This window comes from Pantoea sp. X-Soil-ISGK-275 (assembly GCF_059730795.1).
The window spans coordinates 330,995-352,308 of sequence record NZ_AP035976.1 but is presented as its reverse complement, the minus strand read 5'-3'; the positions used below and the strand labels follow the sequence as shown (position 1 = coordinate 352,308).

20 protein-coding genes are annotated in these 21,314 nt (G+C 56.0%); 7 read left to right on the top strand and 13 right to left on the bottom strand.

Translation table 11 applies throughout. The features are described 5' to 3' along the window. From livG to AC6I8A_RS01535, 4 genes are all read right to left on the bottom strand, one after another. Positions 1-768, bottom strand: a complete 768-nt coding sequence (gene livG, locus AC6I8A_RS01550) for a high-affinity branched-chain amino acid ABC transporter ATP-binding protein LivG (RefSeq protein ID WP_008109900.1) — start codon at positions 766-768, stop codon at positions 1-3. After that, entirely contained in the window at positions 765-2,036 is a 1,272-nt protein-coding gene (locus AC6I8A_RS01545; RefSeq protein ID WP_008109899.1) for a high-affinity branched-chain amino acid ABC transporter permease LivM, read from the bottom strand. The genes livG and AC6I8A_RS01545 overlap by 4 nt, the downstream gene beginning before the upstream one ends. After that, positions 2,033-2,959, bottom strand: coding sequence for a high-affinity branched-chain amino acid ABC transporter permease LivH (gene livH, locus AC6I8A_RS01540; RefSeq protein WP_008109897.1), 927 nt, complete (start codon positions 2,957-2,959; stop codon positions 2,033-2,035). The genes AC6I8A_RS01545 and livH overlap by 4 nt, the downstream gene beginning before the upstream one ends. A gap of 66 nt (positions 2,960-3,025) precedes the next feature. Then, positions 3,026-4,153, bottom strand: coding sequence for a branched-chain amino acid ABC transporter substrate-binding protein (locus tag AC6I8A_RS01535; protein ID WP_008109896.1), 1,128 nt, complete (start codon positions 4,151-4,153; stop codon positions 3,026-3,028). A 402-nt stretch (positions 4,154-4,555) separates the two neighbouring features. Here AC6I8A_RS01535 and panM point away from each other — a divergent pair, with 402 nt between their 5' ends. After that, positions 4,556-4,942 (top strand): aspartate 1-decarboxylase autocleavage activator PanM, encoded by a 387-nt coding sequence (gene panM, locus AC6I8A_RS01530; RefSeq protein WP_497817910.1) that lies wholly within the window; start codon positions 4,556-4,558, stop codon positions 4,940-4,942. A 110-nt stretch (positions 4,943-5,052) separates the two neighbouring features. Here the strand turns inward: panM and rpoH are convergent, their stop codons facing one another. From rpoH to ftsY, 4 genes are all read right to left on the bottom strand, one after another. Then, positions 5,053-5,910: an RNA polymerase sigma factor RpoH gene (rpoH, locus tag AC6I8A_RS01525; protein ID WP_008109892.1), complete on the bottom strand. Its 858-nt coding sequence runs from the start codon at positions 5,908-5,910 to the stop codon at positions 5,053-5,055. A 239-nt stretch (positions 5,911-6,149) separates the two neighbouring features. Then, positions 6,150-7,133, bottom strand: a complete 984-nt coding sequence (gene ftsX, locus AC6I8A_RS01520; protein ID WP_008109891.1) for a permease-like cell division protein FtsX — start codon at positions 7,131-7,133, stop codon at positions 6,150-6,152. Then, positions 7,123-7,791, bottom strand: a complete 669-nt coding sequence (gene ftsE / locus AC6I8A_RS01515; protein ID WP_008109888.1) for a cell division ATP-binding protein FtsE — start codon at positions 7,789-7,791, stop codon at positions 7,123-7,125. Before ftsE ends, ftsX begins: the two co-directional genes overlap by 11 nt. Before the next feature lie 5 nt (positions 7,792-7,796). Beyond that, positions 7,797-9,242, bottom strand: a complete 1,446-nt coding sequence (ftsY, locus tag AC6I8A_RS01510) for a signal recognition particle-docking protein FtsY (protein WP_256698127.1) — start codon at positions 9,240-9,242, stop codon at positions 7,797-7,799. Positions 9,243-9,474: 232 nt separating this feature from the next. Between ftsY and rsmD the strand changes: the two genes are divergently transcribed. Then, the gene (gene rsmD, locus AC6I8A_RS01505; protein ID WP_256698126.1) at positions 9,475-10,071 is read left to right on the top strand and encodes a 16S rRNA (guanine(966)-N(2))-methyltransferase; all 597 of its coding nucleotides are present in this window, start codon (positions 9,475-9,477) and stop codon (positions 10,069-10,071) included. After that, positions 10,061-10,330 carry a DUF1145 family protein gene (locus AC6I8A_RS01500; RefSeq protein ID WP_256698125.1) on the top strand — a complete coding sequence of 90 codons (270 nt, stop codon included), beginning with the start codon at positions 10,061-10,063 and terminating at the stop codon, positions 10,328-10,330. Before rsmD ends, AC6I8A_RS01500 begins: the two co-directional genes overlap by 11 nt. A gap of 69 nt (positions 10,331-10,399) precedes the next feature. On the opposite strand, the gene AC6I8A_RS01495 is transcribed toward AC6I8A_RS01500, so the two are convergent. Continuing rightward, positions 10,400-10,756, bottom strand: a complete 357-nt coding sequence (locus AC6I8A_RS01495; protein ID WP_293791933.1) for a DUF2500 domain-containing protein — start codon at positions 10,754-10,756, stop codon at positions 10,400-10,402. A 164-nt stretch (positions 10,757-10,920) separates the two neighbouring features. On the opposite strand from AC6I8A_RS01495, the gene AC6I8A_RS01490 reads away from it, so the two are divergent. Together AC6I8A_RS01490 and AC6I8A_RS01485 are read left to right on the top strand one after the other, a co-directional pair. Continuing rightward, complete coding sequence (locus AC6I8A_RS01490) at positions 10,921-11,550, top strand: lysoplasmalogenase (protein ID WP_256698123.1); 630 nt, start codon at positions 10,921-10,923, stop codon at positions 11,548-11,550. 92 nt (positions 11,551-11,642) lie between these two features. Then, positions 11,643-13,919 (top strand): zinc/cadmium/mercury/lead-transporting ATPase, encoded by a 2,277-nt coding sequence (locus AC6I8A_RS01485; protein ID WP_497817909.1) that lies wholly within the window; start codon positions 11,643-11,645, stop codon positions 13,917-13,919. On the opposite strand, the gene tusA is transcribed toward AC6I8A_RS01485, so the two are convergent. Next, the gene (tusA, locus tag AC6I8A_RS01480) at positions 13,916-14,161 is read right to left on the bottom strand and encodes a sulfurtransferase TusA (protein WP_036649974.1); all 246 of its coding nucleotides are present in this window, start codon (positions 14,159-14,161) and stop codon (positions 13,916-13,918) included. The genes AC6I8A_RS01485 and tusA overlap by 4 nt on opposite strands. Positions 14,162-14,354: 193 nt before the next feature. Between tusA and AC6I8A_RS01475 the strand changes: the two genes are divergently transcribed. Both AC6I8A_RS01475 and AC6I8A_RS01470 read left to right on the top strand, forming a co-directional pair. Next, complete coding sequence (locus tag AC6I8A_RS01475) at positions 14,355-15,020, top strand: 7-cyano-7-deazaguanine/7-aminomethyl-7-deazaguanine transporter (protein WP_008109874.1); 666 nt, start codon at positions 14,355-14,357, stop codon at positions 15,018-15,020. Positions 15,021-15,259: 239 nt separating this feature from the next. Beyond that, positions 15,260-15,817, top strand: coding sequence for a DcrB family lipoprotein (locus AC6I8A_RS01470; protein ID WP_497817908.1), 558 nt, complete (start codon positions 15,260-15,262; stop codon positions 15,815-15,817). Between the two features lie 53 nt (positions 15,818-15,870). Here AC6I8A_RS01470 and AC6I8A_RS01465 read toward each other — a convergent pair. The 3 genes from AC6I8A_RS01465 to glgA all read right to left on the bottom strand — a co-directional run bounded on the left by AC6I8A_RS01465 (position 15,871) and on the right by glgA (position 21,268). Next, positions 15,871-17,234, bottom strand: a protein-coding gene (locus AC6I8A_RS01465; RefSeq protein WP_497817907.1) for an IS3 family transposase whose coding sequence is annotated in 2 segments (ribosomal slippage) — positions 15,871-16,739 and positions 16,739-17,234 — 1,365 coding nt in all. Because the reading frame shifts where the segments join, the coding sequence is not laid out codon by codon here. Between the two features lie 131 nt (positions 17,235-17,365). Next, complete coding sequence (gene glgP / locus AC6I8A_RS01460) at positions 17,366-19,813, bottom strand: glycogen phosphorylase (RefSeq protein ID WP_265300592.1); 2,448 nt, start codon at positions 19,811-19,813, stop codon at positions 17,366-17,368. Positions 19,814-19,834: 21 nt separating this feature from the next. Then, positions 19,835-21,268, bottom strand: coding sequence for a glycogen synthase GlgA (gene glgA / locus AC6I8A_RS01455; protein WP_256698118.1), 1,434 nt, complete (start codon positions 21,266-21,268; stop codon positions 19,835-19,837). Positions 21,269-21,314: the final 46 nt, after the last annotated feature.

Sequence of the window (21,314 nt, the reverse complement as noted above, 5' to 3'; positions counted from 1 at the left end):
TTACGCCTCACCTAAATAAGCACGGATCACATCCGGATTGTTACGCACCTGTTCCGGCGTGCCGTTAGCCAGCGGCGTTCCCTGATTCACCACGTAAATGCGGTCAGAAATGCCCATCACCAGCTTCATATCGTGTTCAATCAGCAGCACGGAAACTTTGTGCTCACCGCGCAGTTCGGCGATCAGCTCATCGAGCTCGTGCGTTTCACGCGGGTTAAGACCGGCCGCCGGTTCATCCAGCATCAGGATTTCCGGGCGCGTCACCATGCAGCGCGCAATCTCCAGACGACGCTGCTGACCATAAGCAAGGTTACCCGCCTGCCGGTTCGCCAAATCCAGCAGACCGATGCGGTCCAGCCAGGTGGCTGCGCGATCCAGTGCTTCGCTCTCACCGCGACGGAAAGCCGGGGTTTTGAACAGCCCAGAGAACACGCCGCTTTTCAGGTGCTGATGTTGTGCCACCAGCAGGTTTTCAATCACCGTCATTTCACGGAACAGACGTACGTGCTGGAAAGTCCGCACGATGCCCATGCGCGCAATCTTCTGGCCTGGCAAACCTTGCAGCTGCTGATCGCGCAGTTTGATGGTGCCGCCGGTCGGTTTGTAAAAACCGGTCAGGCAGTTGAACACCGTGGTTTTACCGGCACCGTTCGGGCCGATCAGTGAAACAATTTCCTGTGGATGCAGCTCAAGCGCCACATTGTTGACGGCTAACAGGCCGCCGAAGCGCATCATCAGGCCTTCAACGGCTAATAAAGGCTGACTCATGCCTGCTCTCCTTGTTTACTGCTTTTCAACTTCAGATGCGGACGCTTCATCGGCAGCAGGCCTTGTGGGCGCCAGATCATCATCAGCACCATCAAACCGCCGAGCACCAGCATGCTGTATTCGTTCAAATCACGCATCAGCTCGCGCGATACCACCAACAGAATCGCCGCAAGGATCACCGCCAGCTGCGAGCCCATGCCGCCCAACACCACAATCGCCAGCACAAAGGCCGACTCGACGAAAGTGAAGGATTCCGGGCTGACGAAGCCCTGACGCGCCGCAAACAGCGTGCCTGCAAAACCGGCGAACACCGCGCTGATGGTAAATGCCGTCAGCTTGATGCGCGTCGGGCTCAGGCCGAGCGAACGGCAGGCGATCTCATCTTCGCGCAGCGCTTCCCATGCACGGCCCAACGGCATACGCAGCAAGCGGTTGATAACAAACAGCGTCAGCACCACCAGCAGCAGCGCCACCAGATAAAGGAAAATCACGCGGTCGCTGGGATCGTATTTCAGGCCAAAGAAGTCATGGAAAGTGCTCCAGCCGCCTTCGCTGACGCGGCGGCCAAACTCCAGACCAAACAGGCTTGGCTTGGGAATCTGCGCAATGCCGTTCGGACCGCCGGTGATCGCGGTGTTGTTCAGCAGCAGAATACGCACGATTTCACCGAAACCGAGCGTGACGATCGCCAGATAGTCACCGCGCAGGCGCAGCACCGGGAAGCCGAGCATCAGGCCAAACGCACCGGCGACTAAACCGGCCAGCGGCAGGCTTTCCCAGAAACCAAAGCCGTAATAGTGATTCAGCAAGGCGAAGGTGTACGCGCCGATGGCATAGAAACCGCCGTAGCCCAGCACCAGCAGACCAGATAAACCCACCACCACGTTCAGCCCAAGACCGAGCATCACATATATCAATGTCAGCGTGGCAATATCGACGCTGCCACGCGAGACCAGAAACGGCCAAATGACCGCGGCGGCAATCACCAGCGCCATCAACAGCTTCTGTTTTGGCGTCGATCCATCAAAGCCCGGCAGGACAAAACCTTTGCCGCTGCGCTTGAATTTACCCTGCACCAGCGGACGCAGCAGCTGGAAGACAAATACCACCGCACAACCAATGAAAATCCAGTTCCAGCGCACCGCGCCCGCGTTGGCGACCACCAGTTTGGTGCCGTCCAGATCGAGGCGCACGCCCATAAAGAAGGTGGCGAGAATCAGCAACATCACCGTGGAGATCACGGCGTTGACCAAACCGAGGCGTTTCATACTTTCTCCACCTCCGGACGGCCAAGAATCCCGGTTGGCATCACCAGCAGCACCACGATCAGCAGCGCGAAGGAGACCACATCTTTATATTCGGTCGAGAGATACGCTGAGGTCAGCGCTTCCGCAATACCCAGCACCAGGCCGCCAATCATCGCGCCAGGAATACTGCCGATGCCGCCCAATACTGCGGCAGTGAAGGCTTTCATCCCGGCCATAAAGCCGATGAACGGGTTAATCGAGCCGTAGAATTGACCGAGCAATACGCCAGCCACCGCCGCCATCGCCGCACCAATGATAAAGGTGAGAGAGATAACGCGGTCGGTATTGATGCCCAGCAGGCTGGCCATTTTCAGGTCTTCTGCGCAGGCGCGGCAGGCGCGGCCCATGCGCGAATAACGGATAAACAGCGTCAGCGCCAGCATCGACAGGAAGGTCACCACCCAAATCACCAGCTGCATGGTGGAGAGCGTGGCAGCAAAGCCGTTGCTCTCGCCCAGCGTCCACTGGCCGGTGATCAGGCTTGGCAGCGCGAGATCGCGCGAGCCTTGCGTCAGGCTGACGTAGTTCTGCAGGAAGATCGACATACCGATCGCGGAGATCAGCGCGATCAGGCGTTTGGACGATCGCACCGGCTTGTACGCCACGCGTTCGATGCTCCAGCCATAGGCGCTGGAGATGATCACCGCCATCACGAAACCGGCGGCGATCATCAGCCACGAGGTGTCGATGCCCATCATCATCAGGGCGGCAATCACGATAAAGGAGACATAGCTACCGATCATGTACACCTCGCCGTGGGCGAAGTTGATCATGCCGATAATGCCGTAAACCATGGTGTAACCGATGGCGATCAGCGCGTAGGTGCTCCCGAGGGTAACCCCGTTGAACATCTGCTGAATGAAATAGAGAAACTGCTCGGACATAGTGAGGACCTGCTCTGGAGCTAAATAATTCCCCCTCCCGCGCGCGGGAGAGGGAATTTGGGGGGATTACTTAACTGCGGTAGAAGAGCCGTCTTTGTGCCATTTGAAGACACCAAATTCGAAGCCCTTCAGATCGCCTTTCTCATCCCAGTTCAGGTTGCCCATCACGGTTGGAACGGCAGCACCTGCTTTCAGGTTCTTAGCAATCGCATCGGGCTCATCGCTCTTGCTGCGCTCGATACCGGCAACCAGCGACTGAATCGCCGCGTAGGTGGTCCAGACGAACGGACCGGTAGGATCTTTGCGGTTCGACGCGGTGTTGGCTTTAATCGCATCAACAATCGCTTTGTTCTCTGGCAGCTGGTCGTAGCGCTTCGGCAGCGTTACGAACAGGCCTTCAGACGCATCACCGGCGATGTTAGACAGAGAAGCGTTGCCCACGCCTTCCGGGCCCATGAAGCCGGCATTCAGGCCTGCGGATTTTGCCTGACGCAGAATCTGGCCCAGCTCCGGGTAGTAACCGCCGTAGTAAACGAAATCGACGTTCTCTTTCTTCAGGCGCGCAATCAGCGTGGAGAAGTCTTTATCACCGGCGGTGATACCTTCAAACAGCACCACGTTGCCGCCTTTGGCTTTCAGGGTTTTCTGCACGGATTCCGCCAGACCCTGACCATATTGCTGCTTGTCATGCACCACGGCGATGCGTTTTGGTTTGATGTGGTCGAGGATGTAGGTCGCCGCCGTTGGGCCCTGATCGGAATCCAGACCGGTAGTACGCAGCACGTCAGCATAGCCACGCGCAGTCAGTTCTGGCGCGGTCGCGGCTGGGGTGATCATCAGCACGCCTTCGTCGTTATAGATGTCTGAAGCAGGCTGAGTAGAGGAGGAGCACAGGTGGCCGATAACGTATTTAATGCCGTCGTTAACCACTTTGTTGGCAACCGCAACCGCTTGTTTCGGGTCACAGGCATCGTCATATTCCACGCCAACCAGTTTGTCACCGTTAACGCCGCCTTTGGCATTGATGTCCTTAATCGCTTGCGCGGCACCGGTAAACTGCATGTCACCGTACTGCGCGACCGGACCGGTTGATGCGCCGACGATGGCAATTTTAATGTCTTTTGCCAGCGCCGCATGGCTCATCGCCAGGGCAACGCAGCCCGCCAGTAATGCGCGTCCTTTACTCATTTTCATGCGAACTTCCCCATCTGTTGTGTCGTGTTTGTTGTGATTGTTTATTTTCTGCCAGTCAAAGAGGAAAACTCATTTTGCAATAATGGGTTAGCACGCTTTTCTGGCATTTATAGGTAATAAGGCTTTATTTTTCAGGTTATTAAACAGGAACTTTCTTCTGTAAATCAACTGACATATTCAGAATTGGCTGAGTGGATCAGCAGAATCGTCTGGTTGTTATGGCCGATTTTTCAGCAGGATACCAGCGCGTTATGCTGGCTTTTTCGGCTATCGTTGATGGCTTACTCCACAATCCTGGCAAACTGGCTGGCATTTGACCTATTTTCATCAGAAAAAAGTGACAGCGCTCTGACTGTCTAAATTCGCTACACTATCGCCTTTGCACTAGTACAGGTATTAGGTATGAAGCTGACAATCCAGCGCTTAGCATCGTTAACCGCTCAGGATCGTATCGATTTAGCTAAAGTCTGGCCGGAAATCGATATTGTGCAACTGGAAGCGCAACTCAGCGACACGCAGCGTCTGTATGCGGCGCGTTTTAATGACAGATTGCTGGCGGCGCTGCAGCTGACCCTCAGCGGCACGCAGGGGAAAATCACTCATTTCAACGTGCGTGAAGTCACGCGTCGACGCGGTGTGGGACAATACTTGCTGGAAGAGACGATGGCGCAGAACAGCGCGTTAGCCGATTGGTGGATTGCCGATGACGGCGATGCCGATCAGGGCGTGCGTGCGGCGTTTATGCAAGCTTGTGGTTTTCGTGCGCAGGCTGAGGGTTGGGTGAAATGACATACGTTGGTACGATCGACCGCACCGTTTGTCGTAGGGTCGCCATTCATGGCGACCACGCAATAAAAAGGGCGACTTAAAAGTCGCCCCGTTTTGCCACCCGATCACTATCAGGCTTCAATCGCCACACGCAGTTTCTTCATGGCGTTCTTTTCCAACTGACGCACGCGCTCTGCAGAAACGCCGTATTTGTCGGCCAACTCCTGCAGCGTGGTTTTGTTGTCATCGTCCAGCCAACGGGCGCGGATAATATCCTGACTACGCTCGTCGAGGCTCAGCATCGCATCGCTCAGCTTGTCCGCCGCATGTGCATCCCAGTTGTCCTCTTCGATGCCATCGGCAAAGTCAGAGGTTTTATCCTGCAGATACAGCACGGGCGCCATTGATTTGCCTTCGCCTGCTTCGTCATCAGACGACATGTCGAAAGTCATATCCTGCGCGGCCATGCGCGATTCCATTTCCAGCACGTCTTTGCTGCTCACGCCCAGCTCGCGTGCGACCATTTCCACTTCGTCCTGGTTGAACCAACCGAGACGCTGTTTGCTTTTACGCAGGTTAAAGAACAGCTTACGCTGAGCTTTGGTGGTCGCGACTTTCACAATACGCCAGTTACGCAGCACGTATTCGTGAATCTCTGCTTTAATCCAGTGCACGGCAAATGACACCAGACGCACGCCGACTTCAGGGTTGAAGCGACGCACCGCCTTCATCAGGCCGATGTTACCTTCCTGAATCAGGTCTGCCTGCGGCAAGCCGTAACCGGAGTAGTTACGAGCAATATGAACAACAAAGCGCAGGTGAGACAGGATCAGCGTCTTAGCTGCATCCAGATCGCCCTGGTAATGCAGCCGCTCAGCCAATGCTTTTTCCTCTTCTGCCGTCAGCACCGGCCAGTTGTTGGCAGCCCGGACGTAAGATTCCAGGTTACCCAGAGGAGCAATCGCTAAAGTTTGCATTTCTTTGGTCATTCAAACCCTCACAAATTCAATGGACTTGCCGCACGGTATTTTGCGCAGACGCTACATTATGTCAACGTCACGAGAAAACCAGAAGCAATCTGTGCTACTTGGACGACAAAGTTATCCACAAGTTCAATTATAGCAGTGAATATTTTACACACAGATGACGGCGGGGAAAATAGGAGGATTCCTCTGCTCCCAGGTCGTCGGCAGCAGAGGAAGAGTATATCAAAAAACGTTGCTTTTGGTTACTGCGGCGTAAAACGGCGTAAATGTTGTACCGTTGCTAGCCAGGCAGCAATCCAGCCGATGATGGCGGCGATCAACAATAACAGCAGCCCTTCATCCCAGGAAAAACCTTCCAGCACAAAGGTGGTACCGAATACTGTTGCCACTTGCGCCACCACCGATTGCAGGCGCAACACCAGCACTTCGGAGAGCAGCAGCGAGAGAACCGCGCCACCAAATCCTAACAGCGCACCGCCGTACAGGAAGGGACGCAGGATAAAGCCGTCGGTGGCACCAATCAACTTCTGCACGTTAATGGTATCGCGCCGCGCAAAGATGCTGAGCCGCACGCTGTTGCCGATCACCAGGAACACCGCGACCACCATCAGCAGGCCAATCATTGAGGCAATCTGCCCCACCAGCCCGGTTAAGGCCGCTAAACGCGCGAACCAGCTGTCATCCATGCGCACTTCATCAACGCCCTGCACTTTCGCGACGCGATCGCGCAGATTCGCCATGGTGTCCGAATTCTGGAAATTGAGTTTCGGCGTGATGATGGCCACCGCCGGCAGCGGATTCTGCTCCAGCATGTCCATCGAACCACCAAAACCAGACCAGTTACGGAACTCATTCAGTGCTTCTTCGCGAGTCAGGTAATTGACGTTATCCACGCCGTCGAGCTGCTTGAGCTGTGCAGTAACGTTCTCCGCCGCAGTGTCATCCAACGCTTTATCCAGATACACCGTTAACTGTGGCGCGGGATACCACTGCGTCGCCGCCTGGCTGACGTTCTTCCACACCATGTAGCACACGCTTGGCAGCGTCAGGGAAATGGCAATCACCATCACCGTCAGCAGCGTTGCCAGCGGCTGACGCCACATATCCGACAGCGTGCCGCGCAGCGCATAGCGCCACTGTTCCTGCCAGCCGCCTTTCAGCGCCTTGCTTTTAGAGGGCTGCTTCGCTTTCGGCGCAGGTGCGCGCTTGTTGCGTTTATTGACCATCGTGGCCTCCGTGCAGACGTCCCTGATTGAGCGTCATCACGCGATAATTCCGGCGTGCAATCAGCCCGACATCGTGCGTTGCCATTAATACCGTGACGCCAACGCGGTTGAACTCTTCAAACAGGCGCAGGATGTCTTCCGACAGCGCGTTGTCGAGGTTACCGGTAGGTTCATCCGCCAGCAGCACCGCAGGCTTGTTCACCACCGCGCGGGCAATGCCGACACGCTGTTGTTCACCGCCAGAGAGCTGAATCGGATAGCTTTTCGCTTTGTCGAGCAGGCCGACTTTATCCAGTGCTGCCGACACACGACGACGAATATCTTCGCCGCTGGCCCCGGAAATGATCAGCGGAATCGCCACGTTGTCGTAGACCGAACGATCCATCAACAAATGGTGATCCTGGAAAATCATGCCGATCTGACGTCGCAGGAAAGGCACTTCGCTGTGACGCAGACGCGAAATATCGTGGCCGCTAAACCAGATCTGCCCGGCGCTCGGGCGCTCAATGCCACAAATCAGCTTCAGTAAGGTACTTTTCCCCGCACCGGAATGGCCGGTCAGGAACGCCATTTCGCCGGGACGCAGATGGAAATCCACTCCCTGCAGCGCCTGACGTCCTCCCAGGTAAGCTTTACTGACCTCTTCAAAGCGAATCATCCCAATCATTCCTCTCGGGCAAACAGTGCCTCAATAAAGTCTGCGGCCTTAAACGGCCGTAAATCCTCGATGCCTTCCCCAACACCGATATAACGAATCGGAATGCCGAACTGATCGGCAACCGAGAAGATCACGCCGCCTTTGGCGGTGCCATCCAGTTTCGTCAGGGTGATGCCGGTCAGGCCCACCGCTTCATGGAACAGTTTGGCCTGGCTGATGGCGTTTTGCCCGGTGCTGGCGTCGAGCGTCAGCATCACTTCATGCGGCGCATCTTCATCCAGCTTCTTCATCACGCGGGTAATTTTCTTCAGCTCTTCCATCAGGTGCGATTTGTTCTGCAGGCGACCGGCGGTATCGGCGATCAGCACATCCACATTGCGCGACTTGGCGGCCTGGATGGCGTCAAAAATCACTGAGGCAGAATCGGCGCCGGTATGCTGCGCCACCACAGGAATGTTGTTGCGCTGGCCCCAAACCTGCAGCTGCTCAACGGCCGCGGCACGGAAGGTATCACCCGCGGCCAGCATTACCGATTTGCCCTGCGCCTGATACTGACGCGCCAGCTTACCGATGGTGGTGGTTTTACCCACGCCGTTGACGCCCACCATCAGGATGACGAAGGGCGTTTTGCCACCCACTTCCAGCGGCTGATCCACTTTTTCCAAAATACCGGACATTTCAGCTTTCAGCAGGCCATACAGCGCTTCCGCATCGCGCAGCTGCTTGCGGTTGGCCTGTTGTGTCAGATTGGTGATGATGCGGCGCGTGGTTTCAACGCCAACGTCGGCAATCAGCAGCTGCTCTTCCAGCTCTTCAAACAGATCATCATCGATTTTCTTACCACGGAACAGGCTGATAAAGCCCGAACCGAGGTTTTCACGGGTTTTGACCAGGCTGCGTTTCAGACGGGCGAAAAAGCCCTCTTTGGTAGGACGTTCCTGCTCCTGCGCAATTATCGGCGCAGCGGCCAGCGGCAGATCGCTCACGGTATCCTGCGTAGCTTCGGCTAGCTCGGCATCTTCCGCATAGGTTTCCGCTAACGCCAGCGCTTCCAGTTCTTCATCGGTTAAAGGCGCTTCTTCATCCCGTTCTGGCTCATCAAGCGCCAGCTCTTCCCGCTGCGGCTCTTCTTCGATTGGTGCCACATCCGGCTGCGTTATCTCTTCCGGCAGCACGTCTTCAACGATGGCGGTAACCGGTTCAGGTTCCTGCGGCTCGATAACCGGCGCTTCAATCAGTTCCGCTTCAACCTGCTGCTGTTCCGCCACCTGTTCGGTGACGGCGACGGTTTCGACAGCCTGCGCTTCGGCACGATCGAGCGCACTCTCTTCAACGGCAGGCTCAGCGACCACCTCGGTGGTTTGCTGCTGCTCTTCAGCAGGTTGTTGCGTCTCTTCTTCTTTGCCAAAGCCTAACCAGGAAAAAAAGCCGCGTTTTTTCTCTTTTGCCATTGTGTGACCCTACTCCTCGATGGCTTATTCCCGGTAGCACGCTTGTTCCCAGGGGATAAAATATTCAATTTTAAGCGGGTGAGCGGCGTAAAAATCAGGTAATTACGCGCACTATACCAACTCAGTAGTCTAACACTTTCCAGCCAGCGCACCACAGCACCCTTTTTTAACGTTTCTTCTGCCCGCTACGCCCGTTAAACTACGCAACAAATTATGACGAGTTGTGAGCAAAATGAGTAAAGCCCCCCGTAGCAGCAGCGCTGGCCAGATCCGCATCATTGGCGGTCAGTGGCGCGGCCGTAAATTACCGGTGCCGGATAGCGCAGGTTTGCGCCCCACCACCGATCGCGTACGTGAAACCCTGTTCAACTGGCTGGCACCGGATATTCAGGAAGCGCGCTGCCTCGATTGTTTCGCCGGCAGCGGCGCGTTAGGGCTGGAAGCGCTGTCTCGTTATGCGGCTTCAGCCACGCTGTTGGAGCTGGAGCGTGCTGTGGCGCAACAGCTGTCACAGAACCTGCAAACGCTGCGCGCCTCGCAGGCCAAGGTGGTGCAAACCAATACGCTGCAGTGGCTGAGCCAGCCGGGCGAGCCGTTTGATGTGGTGTTTGTCGATCCGCCGTTCCGTAAAGGGTTGTTACAGGAAACGTTGACGCTGCTGGAGAAAAATGGCTGGTTAGCGGCTGAAGCGCTGATTTATGTCGAGAGCGAAGTGGAAAACGGCACGCCCGTAGCACCCGCGAATTGGGATTTGTATCGCGAAAAGATTGCCGGTCAGGTGGCTTATCGCCTTTATCAACGTCAACAGGAGACGCACGATGTGGCTTAATGTGGGACGTTTGCTGATGATATGCGTCTGGGCCTTTTTACTGCTCAATCTGGTGCACCCTTTCCCGACGCCGCTGCGCTATTTCGTGCACGTGGCGCTGTTCTTTATGGTGATTATGCACGGCCTGCAACTGGTGTTGCTGCGCGCGACCCAGTCGAAAGACGCCCCGAAACTGAGCGGCGTAACCCAGGCGAAGATCTTCTTCTTTGGCGTGTTTGAACTGTTGGCGTGGCAGAAAAAGCATTATCCGAAGATGTAGTTTCGTGCGGTTTGTGGCCAGGTCGCCATGATTGTGCGGTTTGTGGCCAGGTCGCCATAAATGGCGACCCTACGGGGCCGGGGTAAAACTTACAAAACGCGTGCCCTTCATCTTCAACTCGCCCTTCGCGCCCTTATCGATCTGGTGATACTCGTTCGCGTTCACCGTCACTTTAATATCGCTGGCACCGTTCAGCGGATGGAACCAGGCTTCATACTTCATCTCTTCCGCCACAATCTCTTCACGCTGACGTGAACGGCGATTGGGTGACGGAAATTCGCGTTTGGTTTTCACTTCCACGCTTAGCGAGCGCACCGGCGAGGCATCGTTCACCGCCGTTTCGCGGCGCTGTTTAATAAACTGACGGGTCGCCAAAACGGCAATAATGGCCAGTACGATGAAAAAGATTAGCGGTGGTTTGCTCATGATTTATCTCGTGCTTTGCGTTAATTCGGAACGGGTAAAGACGACAAAGCATACAACCAGAGTCGGCTGATTGTCACATTCGGCGGCGGTAACTTACACTGAGAAGGTGATTTTGGGAAAATTCATCAAACTGGCGGACATTTCGTCCAGAAAAGGGAGAAAAAATGCTTTGGTCTTTCCTTGCCGTACTTTTTTCCGGCTGGCTCTACGTCGATGCTTCATACCGCGGTCCGCAATGGCAACGCTGGCTATTTAAACCTGTCACCTTGCTGTTGCTCGTTGCCTGGGCGTGGCAAGCTCCAACCTTCAACACCACCGATTATTTGATTCTGGCCGGTCTGGTCGCCACGCTGGTGGGTGACGCGTTAATGCTGTTGCCGCGTCAGCAGATGCTCTATGCGCTGGGCGCGTTCTTCCTGTCGCATCTGCTGTACACCATCAGTTTTGCTGCGCACATGACCATGAGTTTCTTCTGGCCGATTCCTCTCACCTTCCTGATTATTGGTGTGATTGTTATCGGGATTCTGTGGACCAAGCTGGAAGATCTACGCTGGCCGATATGCACCTTGATCGGCATGACGCTGGTGATGAACTGGATGGCGGCGGAGAACTACTTCTTCCGTCCAACTGACTTCAGCTTCTCGCTGCTGGTGGGTGCCGCGTTACTGCTGTTAGCCAATATTGTCTGGTTTATCTCGCATTATCGCCGACGTTTCAGCGCCGATAGCGCCATCGTCGCCGCCTGCTACTTCGCCGGTCACTTCATGATTGTGCGTTCACTGTGGCTCTACTGAAGATAACCTCACCTTCCGCTTGACTCTGGAGTCCACTCCAGAGTGTAGCATTAGGGCGCGGGCATCAGCCCGCCCCTGATTTCGGAGGTTATATGCATCAACATGCTCACCCTTGCCGCTGTGGCAAATCTCACCGTCAGCCGCAGCCGCTGTGCTCAATTCGCAGCATAAAACCCGTAACAATGAAAATCTCCGCGGCGCAGCCCGTTACACCAGACAGCGATTGCGGCTGCTGTGACAGCGACAGCGGATCGCCCGGCGGCGAAAGCGACGCCGAAAGCGACAGGCCCGCGCTCACCTCACATCAATTCCGCTGGCAGATTGCTGGCATGGATTGCCCCAGCTGCGCGCGTAAAATTGAAACCGCCGTGCAACGCGTGCCGCAGGTACAACAAGCCCGCGTGATTTTTGCCAGTGAAAAACTGGTGGTTGATGCCGACCACGATATCCGCGCCACCATCGAACAGGTGGTGAAAAATGCTGGCTACACGCTGAGCGCCAGCGATTCCCCATCGCCTCCTCAACCTGAAAGCCGCTGGCAGGAAAATGCCGGTTTGCTGCTGCTTGGCGGACTAATGCTCGCCAGCTGGCTGCTGAGCCAGTTTTCGCCGCTTTGGGGCGATCGCCTGTTTATTGCCACCACCTTGGTTGGTTTAGCGCCGATTGCCCGCAGTGCCTGGAAACTGCTGCGCAGCGGTTCGCCGTTCAGCATTGAGATGCTGATGACCATCGCCGCCGCTGGCGCACTGGTGATTGGCGCGCATGCTGAAGCCGCGATGGTGTTGCTGCTGTTTCAACTGGGTGAACGCCTGGAAGCTTACGCCGCCGCACGTGCACGCCGTGGTGTCACCGCGCTGATGGCGCTGCGCCCGGATACCGCCACGCGCATCAACGACACGCAGCGGGAAAACGTCCGCTTAGAGGTATTACAACCCGGCGATGTGATTGAAGTGGCGGCTGGCGCACGTTTACCGGCCGATGGCGAACTGTTGCACGCCAGCGCCAGCTTTGATGAAAGCGCGCTGACCGGCGAATCGCTGCCGGTAGCGCGTGAGCCAGGCGAACAGATCATGGCCGGCGCCACCAGCCTTGATCGTCTGGTGACGTTGAAAGTCATTTCCCAGCCGGGCCAAAGTGCCATTGACCGCATTCTGCAACTGATTGAGGAAGCCGAAATCCATCGTGCGCCGGTTGAGCGTTTTATCGATCGCTTCAGCCGCATTTATACGCCCGCTATTATGCTGCTGGCGCTGCTGGTGATGGTGCTGCCGCCGCTGCTGGGCTTTGGGGAGTGGTTGCCGTGGATTTATAAAGGGTTGACGCTGCTGCTGATTGGTTGCCCGTGTGCGCTGGTGATCTCGACGCCTGCCGCCATCACCTCGGGCCTGGCCGCTGCCGCGCGTCAGGGCGCGCTGATCAAAGGCGGCGCGGCGCTGGAGCGTCTCAGTCGCGTGAGTATGATGGCGTTCGATAAAACCGGCACGCTGACCGCCGGTAAACCGCAGATCAGCCACATCCAGCCTTTTGGCGCGATGGCGGAAGACAATCTCCTAAGTATCGCCGCCGCCGTTGAACAAGGTTCCACCCATCCGCTGGCGCGGGCGATTGTCAGCGAAGCCGAGCGTCGCGCGCTCACCATTCCGCAAGCGGCACAGCAGCAAACCCTGGCCGGCAGCGGCATTCGTGCCGCGATCGCTGGCGTAACCTATCAACTGCTCACGCCGCGCGAAGTCAGCCATCTCGACGACGCACAGCAACAGCAGATTGCTGAATTGGAAGCGCAGGGCCAAACCGTGGTGCTGCTGTTGCAGGAGCAGCAGGTGCTGGGCGCGTTAGCGTTGCAGGACCAGTTGCGCAGCGAAGCGATCCGCGCGCTGGCTGAGTTGCAGAAGCTTGGCGTGAATAGCGTGATGCTCACCGGCGACAATCCACGCGCGGCCGCCGCCATTGCGGCTGAACTCAACATCGATTATCGCGCGGGTTTGCTGCCCGCTGATAAAGTTGAGGCGGTGAGGACGTTAGGCGCGCAGCAGGCATTGGCGATGGTCGGCGATGGCATTAACGATGCGCCCGCCATGAAAGCCGCCACCATTGGCATTGCGATGGGCAGCGGCACCGATGTGGCGCTGGAAGCCGCGGATGTGGCATTAACGCAAAATCAGCTGGCGATTCTGCCGCGCACCCTTGTGCTGGCACGGCGCACGCGCGCCATCATTCGTCAAAACGTGGCGCTGGCGTTGGGATTGAAGGCGATTTTTCTGGTCACCACGCTGCTCGGCTTCACCGGTTTGTGGCTGGCGGTCTTAGCGGATTCCGGTGCCACCGCACTGGTGACAGCCAACGCGCTGCGCTTGCTGCGTCAGCGTTAGGCGCCTTTTTTAATCAGAAACTGGTACGGCAGGCTTTCGGTCTGCTGTGCCAGCAACTCATGCTCCATAAAGCGGCAGAAACCAGGAATATCGCGCGTAGTAGCGGGATCGTCAGCAATGATCAGCAAGGTTTCACCGGCCTGCATGCTGCGCACGGTTTTACGCACCATCATTACCGGCTCCGGGCAGCGCAGGCCAAGGGCATCAAGCTGATGGTCTGGCGCAGAAAAGGGATCGCTCATGATTCTCTGTCAGTTGTTAGTGATGGGCGCACATTCTAGCGCGCGAATGAGCCAACGCAAGGCGATAACGATTGCGTTAAAATTAACCATTGCATAAATTGCGCAACGCGTTAAGATGCCGCCGATTTTTTATTTACCATCGTGCCAACGCACGAACCTGGGTTCCCTCACCCCATCACTAAAAAGGCTTACAATGATCAACTTCTCTGCACGTCAGCGCATGCATGCGCTGTTTTGGCTTTCGCTTTTCCATCTGCTGGTGATCACGTCCAGTAACTATTTGGTACAGCTGCCGGTTTCCATCTTCGGCTTCCACACAACATGGGGCGCGTTTAGCTTTCCGTTTATTTTCCTCGCTACCGATCTGACCGTGCGCATCTTTGGCGCGCCGCTGGCTCGTCGCATTATTCTGGCGGTGATGATTCCTGCGCTGGTGATCTCCTACATCGTTTCCTGCGTGTTCTATCAGGGCGAATGGCAAGGTTGGGCATCACTGGAAGAGGTGAATCTGTTTGTTGCACGCATCGCCTGCGCCAGCTTTATGGCTTATGCGCTGGGACAGATTCTCGACGTCCACGTTTTTAACCGTTTGCGCCGTTTATCGCAGTGGTGGATTGCCCCAGCGGCAGCGATGTTCCTCGGTAATATCAGCGATACGCTGGCCTTCTTTTTCATCGCCTTCTACAAGAGTCCAGACCCGTTTATGGCGGCGCACTGGGTCGAAATTGCACTGGTGGATTACAGCTTCAAGGTGCTGATCTGCATGATCTTCTTCCTCCCAGCTTACGGCGTACTGCTGAATGCCATGCTGAAGCGCTTAGCGGAACGTTCCGCGCAGCAGCAGATCAATTTCGGCTAATTGCACATACACCAAATGCCGCATTACGCTAAGATTTCCTGACATACCGGCGGTTGCTTTTAACCGCCGATTCCGTTTTTATAGCCGTCATACTTCAAACGGCAGATGCGTTGGTTGCACGCGTTCACCCAATCACTTACTCATGTAAGCTCATGGGTTCACGCGCTTACCGCCTTTCTGCCGCTTGAATTATTTAGGCTATAAACCTAAACGACTGGAATCATGTAAAAGGGAAAAGAATGCGTAACGTAGTGAAATATGTGGGTATTGGCCTGTTGGTTATCGGCCTGGCGGCATGTGACCAGAAGAAAGATGATGCGGCAGCGAACAGCAACGGTGCGAACGCCAGCCAGTCGTCCCAGACGGTTAACCTGATGGACGGCAAACTGAGCTTCTCACTGCCTGCGGGCATGTCTGACAAGAGCGGCAAGCTCGGCTCTGAATCCACCAACATGCACGTCTATGCCGACGAAACCGGTCAGCGCGCGATTATCGTGATTGCGGGCGATCCCACCAACGAAGCGCTTGATGCGCTGGCACAGCGTCTGGAACAGCAGCAGCGCGGTCGCGATCCACAGTTGCAGGTGGTGTCTAACAAAGCGGTAACGCTGAAAGACCAGCCGGCACAACAGCTGGATACGGTGATTTCTGCCAACAATCAGACCTCATGGTCTTCGGTGATTCTGGCAAAAGTGGACGGAAAACTGCTGACGCTGCAGATTACCTTGCCAGCTGATAACCAACAGCAGGCGCAAAGCGATGCAGATAACATCGTCAAAAGCATCACATTGAAATAAGCTTTGGAACGGTCGCCATGAATGAACTGAACCCCATAACCTGGACCGTTTAGTTAAAGCGCTGCGTAATGCTGAGTCCTGTACGCTACCGGACTCAGCCCACCCAGCCCCATTTTTATCCGCTTAGTATTCCAGAAGTGGATATAGTCTCCGATGTCCTTCTCCAGCTCCTCTACGTCACGGTATTTCTTCAGGTAAAACATTTCCGACTTCAGATGACCGAAGAAGTTTTCCATCACCGCGTTGTCCAGGCAGTTTCCTCTGCGCGACATGCTCTGTTTTATCCCGTTTTCCGCCAGGCGCCGCTGATACTCCGGCATCTGATACTGCCAGCCCTGATCGCTGTGAAGAAGCGGACGCTGCTCGCCCGTCAGATGCTGTAAGGCTCTGCTCAGCATACCGTTTATCATCGGCATCAGCGGCTTACGCGCCGTTTCCCAGCCCACGATTTCGCCGTTATACAGGTCCAGAACCGGGGACAGGTAGCATTTTTCACCCGCAACGCTGAACTCCGTTACGTCCGTTACCCACTTCTCGTTCGGTGCCTGTGCCCGGAAGTTGCGCTGCAGCACGTTGCCGGCTGTCCGCCCCTCGGGCCCGCGACAGGACCGGTATCTCTTCTTTCTTACCGGCGACTGCAGACCCAGCGCCGACATCAGCTTCAGCACGGTTTTCCCGCTCAGCGCCCAGCCGTGCTGCCTGAGCAGGCAGCCCATGCGCCGGTAGCCATAAACACTGCGATGCTCCTCTGACAGCCTGACGATAAGCGCCTTCACCTCTGCGTACTTATCCGCTGCCTGCTGGCGGGCAAGCTGATAAAAAAAAGTGCTTTTTGGCAGCCGCGATACGCTCAGCAGCACCGGCAGGCGATGCCGCGTGCGCAGCAGCGTCACGGCTGCGGCTTTTTCTCCCGCTCCCGGCGCTTTTTTTCCAGGATAATCTCCTGCATGACCTTCAGATAGTCGTTTTCGGCACGCAGGTATTCGAGCTCCTTAAGCAGCTCTTCCGGCGTCATTGACCCGACTGGTTTTGGTGATTTTTCTTTGCCTGACATTGGTGTTCTCCGCGTGCTGTTTTCGGGCGGGAAAGCATAGTGACCTTTAAGGCTGTACTGGCGGACCCAGGATTCAACCGTTTTGTGTGAGCTGATATTAAAACGCGCCGCAACCGCAGCGTATGACTCACCGGTATGAGCCAGAGCATAATGCGCCACCTGGACCCTGAAGTCAGAAGAATAACGCCGGTGCCCGCGGGGAAGCAAAGCCTGCTCACCGTGATGCTGATAGCGCGCAACCCAGCGGCGGAGGTTAGTAGGGGCAATGCTGAAGTGCTTAGCCGTTCCATCAATACCGGCATGGCCGCTAAGAAAATAGTGAATGGCCGAGAGTTTAAATTCGATGGGATATTTTGTTGTCATAGAGCTGCACCTTCAATGTCAGATTATGGTCCAACATTTGGGGTGCAGTTCATGAATGGCGACCCTACAAATGGCTCAATGCGGTTTTCGTAGGGTCGCCATTCATGGCGACCTGGTTTGCAACCCTCGCCTTACAATCTCACTGGCGAAATGTGCCAGATCTCATCCGCATACTCCTGAATGGTGCGGTCCGACGAGAAATAACCCATATTGGCGATATTCAGCGCTGCGCTGCGCTGCCACTTGTCCGGCTGACGATAAAGCTTGTCCACCTTGTCCTGCGTATCCACATAGCTACGGTAATCCGCCAGCAGCTGATAGTGATCGCCGAAGTTCACCAGTGCATCAAACAGATTACGGTAACGACCTGGCTCCTGCGGGCTGAACACGCCGCTGGCGATTTGCGTCAGCGCTTGATGCAGCTCGGGATCGTCCTCGTAATACTTACGAGGGTTGTAGCCGTCGGTGCGCAGCTTCTCGACCTGCGGCGTGGTGTTGCCGAAGATAAAGATATTCTCCTTGCCGACATGCTCCAGCATCTCAACGTTTGCGCCATCCAGTGTGCCGATGGTTAACGCGCCGTTCAGCGCAAACTTCATGTTACTGGTGCCTGAGGCTTCAGTTCCCGCCGTTGAAATCTGCTCGGAGAGATCCGCCGCCGGAATAATGATCTGCGCCAGGCTCACGCCATAGTTTGGAATGAACACCACCTTCAGCTTGTTCTTCACCTGCGGATCGTTGTTGATCACATTGGCGACATCGTTGATCAGGTGAATGATGTGCTTCGCCACGTAATAGGCCGATGCCGCTTTGCCGGCGAAGATGTTGACGCGCGGCACCCATTCGGCGTTGGGATCGGCCTTGATGCGGTTGTAGCGCGTAATCACGTGCAGCACGTTCAGCAGCTGACGTTTGTACTCGTGGATGCGCTTGATCTGTACATCGAACAGCGCATGGGGATCAAGCACGATATCCATGTTCTTCGCCACCCAATCCGCCAGGCGTTTCTTGTTGGCGAACTTGGCGTCGGCGATCTGTTCGATAAAGGCCGGATAATCGACCTGCGTGGTCAGTTCATTAAGCTGGCCAAGATCGGTACGCCAGTTGCGGCCAATCGCCTCATCCAGCACGTCGGAGAGCGCCGGATTGGCCAGCGCCAGCCAGCGACGTGGCGTCACGCCGTTGGTTTTATTGCAGAAACGGCCAGGGAACAGACGCGCGAAGTCAGCGAACAGCGATTGCACCATCAAGTTGGAGTGCAGCTCCGATACACCGTTAACCTTGTGGCTCACCACCACCGCCAGCCATGCCATACGAATGCGGCGGCCATCGTTTTCGTCGATGATCGAGATGCGCGCTAACAGCTCCCAATCATCCGGATAGTATTCCTGGATGGTTTTCAGGAAGTAGTCGTTGATTTCAAAGATGATGCTGAGATGACGCGGCAGGATCTTGCCGATCATATCCACCGGCCAGGTTTCCAGCGCTTCGGTCATCAGCGTGTGGTTAGTGTAGGAGAACACCTGACAGGTCACTTCAAAGGCATCGTCCCAGCTGAATTTCTGCTCGTCGATCAGTATTCGCATCAGTTCCGGGATCGCCAACACCGGATGCGTATCATTCAGGTGGATGGCGATTTTGTCCGGCAGATTGTCCCAGGTTTCATGCATCTGCCAATGACGGTTGAGAATATCCTGCACCGTCGAGGAGACGAGGAAATACTCCTGACGCAGACGCAGTTCGCGGCCTGAATAGGTAGAGTCATCGGGATAGAGCACGCGTGACACGTTTTCCGAGTGGTTTTTGTCTTCTACCGCAGCGAAGTAATCGCCCTGATTAAACTTACCGAGGTTGATTTCATTACTGGCCTGCGCGCCCCACAGACGCAGCGTGTTGGTGGCATCGGTATCAAAACCGGGAATGATTTGATCGTAGGCCATCGCCACGATCTCCTCGGTTTCCACCCAGCGCACTCGCGCGCCTTCGTGTTGCAGACGGCCACCGAAGCGCACTTTGTAGCGCGTGTTAAAGCGCTGAAACTCCCACGGATTGCCGTACTCCAGCCAGTAATCCGGCGATTCGCGCTGCTGCCCGTCAACGATATTCTGCTTAAACATGCCGTAATCGTAACGGATGCCGTAACCGCGCCCCGGTAAACCGAGCGTGGCGAGCGAATCGAGGAAACAGGCCGCTAAACGACCCAAACCGCCGTTGCCGAGGCCGGGATCGTTCTCCTCTTCCATCAGCTCGCTGAGATCGAGGCCCATCTCCTCCAGCGCCTGATTGAGATCCTCATAAATGCCCATCGCCAGCAACGCATTGCCGAGCGTGCGCCCCATCAGGAACTCCATCGACAGATAATAAACCTGTCGCACATCCTGCGAGAGCTGCGCGCGGCTGGAGCGCAACCAGCGTTCCACCATGCGATCACGCACCGCCAGCAGCGCGGCGTTAAGCCACTCATGCTTATTCGCAATCGATGGATCTTTACCAATAGTAAACATCAGCTTATAGGCGATTGAGTGCTTCAGCGCATCAACCGTCAGCGTGGGTGAGGCATAGGTGAAAGGTGCATTCATATCAAGTATCCCAATCTCTCATTACAGCAAACGTTGATAAAGATCGCGGTAGGCTTGTGCTGCCACCTGCCAACTAAAATCCATCCCCATCGCCTGCCGCTGAACGTAGCGCCAGAGTGCAGGACGAGACCACAGAACAAATGCGCGCCGAATCGCCCGCAGCAGCGACCAGGCATTACTGTCTTCAAAGGTGAAACCGCTGGCAACACCATCCGCCAGGTTCTCAAGCGAGCTGTCTTGCACCGTATCCGCCAGTCCACCGGTGCGACGCACCAGCGGCAGCGTGCCATATTTCAAACCGTACAGCTGGGTTAAGCCGCACGGCTCAAAACGGCTCGGCACCATAATCACATCCGCGCCGCCGACAATGCGGTGCGAGAAGGCTTCGTGATAGCCAATCTGCACGCCAACGCGGCCCGGATGTTCGGCCGCCGCCGCCAGGAAACCTTGCTGCAGCTCGGCATCACCCTGACCGAGCAGCACCAGCTGTCCGCCCTGCGCCAGCAAGCCCGGCAGTGCTTCCAGCACCAGATCCAGCCCTTTCTGTTTGGTCAGACGGCTGATAACGCAGAACACCGGCGCCTTATCATCCACCTTCAGGCCCATGGCAATTTGCAGCTGGCGCTTGTTCTCCGCTTTGCTCTCCAGCGTTTCGCTGTCGTAGCGCGCGGTGAGCAGCAGATCGTGCGCCGGGTCCCAAATGCCCGGATCGACGCCGTTCAAAATCCCGCTCAGTCGTCCTTCACGCAGTCGCTGCTCGAGTAGCGCTTCCATGCCGTAACCAAATTCCGGTCGGGTGATCTCCAGCGCGTAAGTCGGGCTGACCGCCGTTATATGATCGGCATAAAACAGGCCCGCCTTGAGGTAAGAAATTTGCCCGAAGAACTCCAGTCCATGCATGTCGAAGAAGGCGCGCGGGATCTGGATCTCATCCAGATGACGCGCAGAAAACAGCCCTTGATACGCCAGATTATGCACGGTGAACACCGTTTTTGCCGGACGGCCGCGCGCGGCGATATAGGCGCAGGTTAAGCCTGCATGCCAGTCATGCGCGTGCACGATATCCGGCTGCCAATCCGTATCTAACCCGCTGGCAATCTCGGCGCCCATCCAGCCCAGCAGCGCAAAACGCAGATAGTTATCCACGTAAGCAAACTGCGAGGTATCGTGATACGGGCTGCCGGGACGTTCATACAATCCCGGCGCATCGATTAAATAAATACCAACGCCGTTAAATTGTCCAAAAAGTAAGCGTACCGGTCCGGCAAACGTTTGCAACTCCGCCAGGACCTCAGTATCAGGAATTCCTTTACGCAGATCCGGATAGGCGGGAATCAACACCCGCGCATCCGTACCATCGGCTATTTGCGCCTGTGGTAATGCACCGACGACATCAGCCAGTCCGCCGGTTTTCAACAGCGGGAAAAGCTCTGAACAGACATGTAAAACCTGCATCCTGAACCCCTATTGTTATCGCACACGTTCCACGCGGCAATTTTCT

Coding starts and splice junctions, on each gene's coding strand:
- AC6I8A_RS01475 (WP_008109874.1), top strand. CDS start 14,355: ATGATCAACTTCTCTGCACGTCAGCGCATGCATGCGCTGTTTTGGCTT.
- AC6I8A_RS01490 (WP_256698123.1), top strand. CDS start 10,921: ATGCTTTGGTCTTTCCTTGCCGTACTTTTTTCCGGCTGGCTCTACGTC.
- AC6I8A_RS01535 (WP_008109896.1), bottom strand. CDS start 4,153: ATGAAAATGAGTAAAGGACGCGCATTACTGGCGGGCTGCGTTGCCCTG.
- ftsY (WP_256698127.1), bottom strand. CDS start 9,242: ATGGCAAAAGAGAAAAAACGCGGCTTTTTTTCCTGGTTAGGCTTTGGC.
- tusA (WP_036649974.1), bottom strand. CDS start 14,161: ATGAGCGATCCCTTTTCTGCGCCAGACCATCAGCTTGATGCCCTTGGC.
- AC6I8A_RS01495 (WP_293791933.1), bottom strand. CDS start 10,756: ATGAGCAAACCACCGCTAATCTTTTTCATCGTACTGGCCATTATTGCC.
- rpoH (WP_008109892.1), bottom strand. CDS start 5,910: ATGACCAAAGAAATGCAAACTTTAGCGATTGCTCCTCTGGGTAACCTG.
- panM (WP_497817910.1), top strand. CDS start 4,556: ATGAAGCTGACAATCCAGCGCTTAGCATCGTTAACCGCTCAGGATCGT.
- AC6I8A_RS01500 (WP_256698125.1), top strand. CDS start 10,061: ATGTGGCTTAATGTGGGACGTTTGCTGATGATATGCGTCTGGGCCTTT.
- AC6I8A_RS01545 (WP_008109899.1), bottom strand. CDS start 2,036: ATGAAACGCCTCGGTTTGGTCAACGCCGTGATCTCCACGGTGATGTTG.
- AC6I8A_RS01470 (WP_497817908.1), top strand. CDS start 15,260: ATGCGTAACGTAGTGAAATATGTGGGTATTGGCCTGTTGGTTATCGGC.
- rsmD (WP_256698126.1), top strand. CDS start 9,475: ATGAGTAAAGCCCCCCGTAGCAGCAGCGCTGGCCAGATCCGCATCATT.
- glgP (WP_265300592.1), bottom strand. CDS start 19,813: ATGAATGCACCTTTCACCTATGCCTCACCCACGCTGACGGTTGATGCG.
- ftsX (WP_008109891.1), bottom strand. CDS start 7,133: ATGGTCAATAAACGCAACAAGCGCGCACCTGCGCCGAAAGCGAAGCAG.
- ftsE (WP_008109888.1), bottom strand. CDS start 7,791: ATGATTCGCTTTGAAGAGGTCAGTAAAGCTTACCTGGGAGGACGTCAG.
- AC6I8A_RS01485 (WP_497817909.1), top strand. CDS start 11,643: ATGCATCAACATGCTCACCCTTGCCGCTGTGGCAAATCTCACCGTCAG.
- livG (WP_008109900.1), bottom strand. CDS start 768: ATGAGTCAGCCTTTATTAGCCGTTGAAGGCCTGATGATGCGCTTCGGC.
- livH (WP_008109897.1), bottom strand. CDS start 2,959: ATGTCCGAGCAGTTTCTCTATTTCATTCAGCAGATGTTCAACGGGGTT.
- glgA (WP_256698118.1), bottom strand. CDS start 21,268: ATGCAGGTTTTACATGTCTGTTCAGAGCTTTTCCCGCTGTTGAAAACC.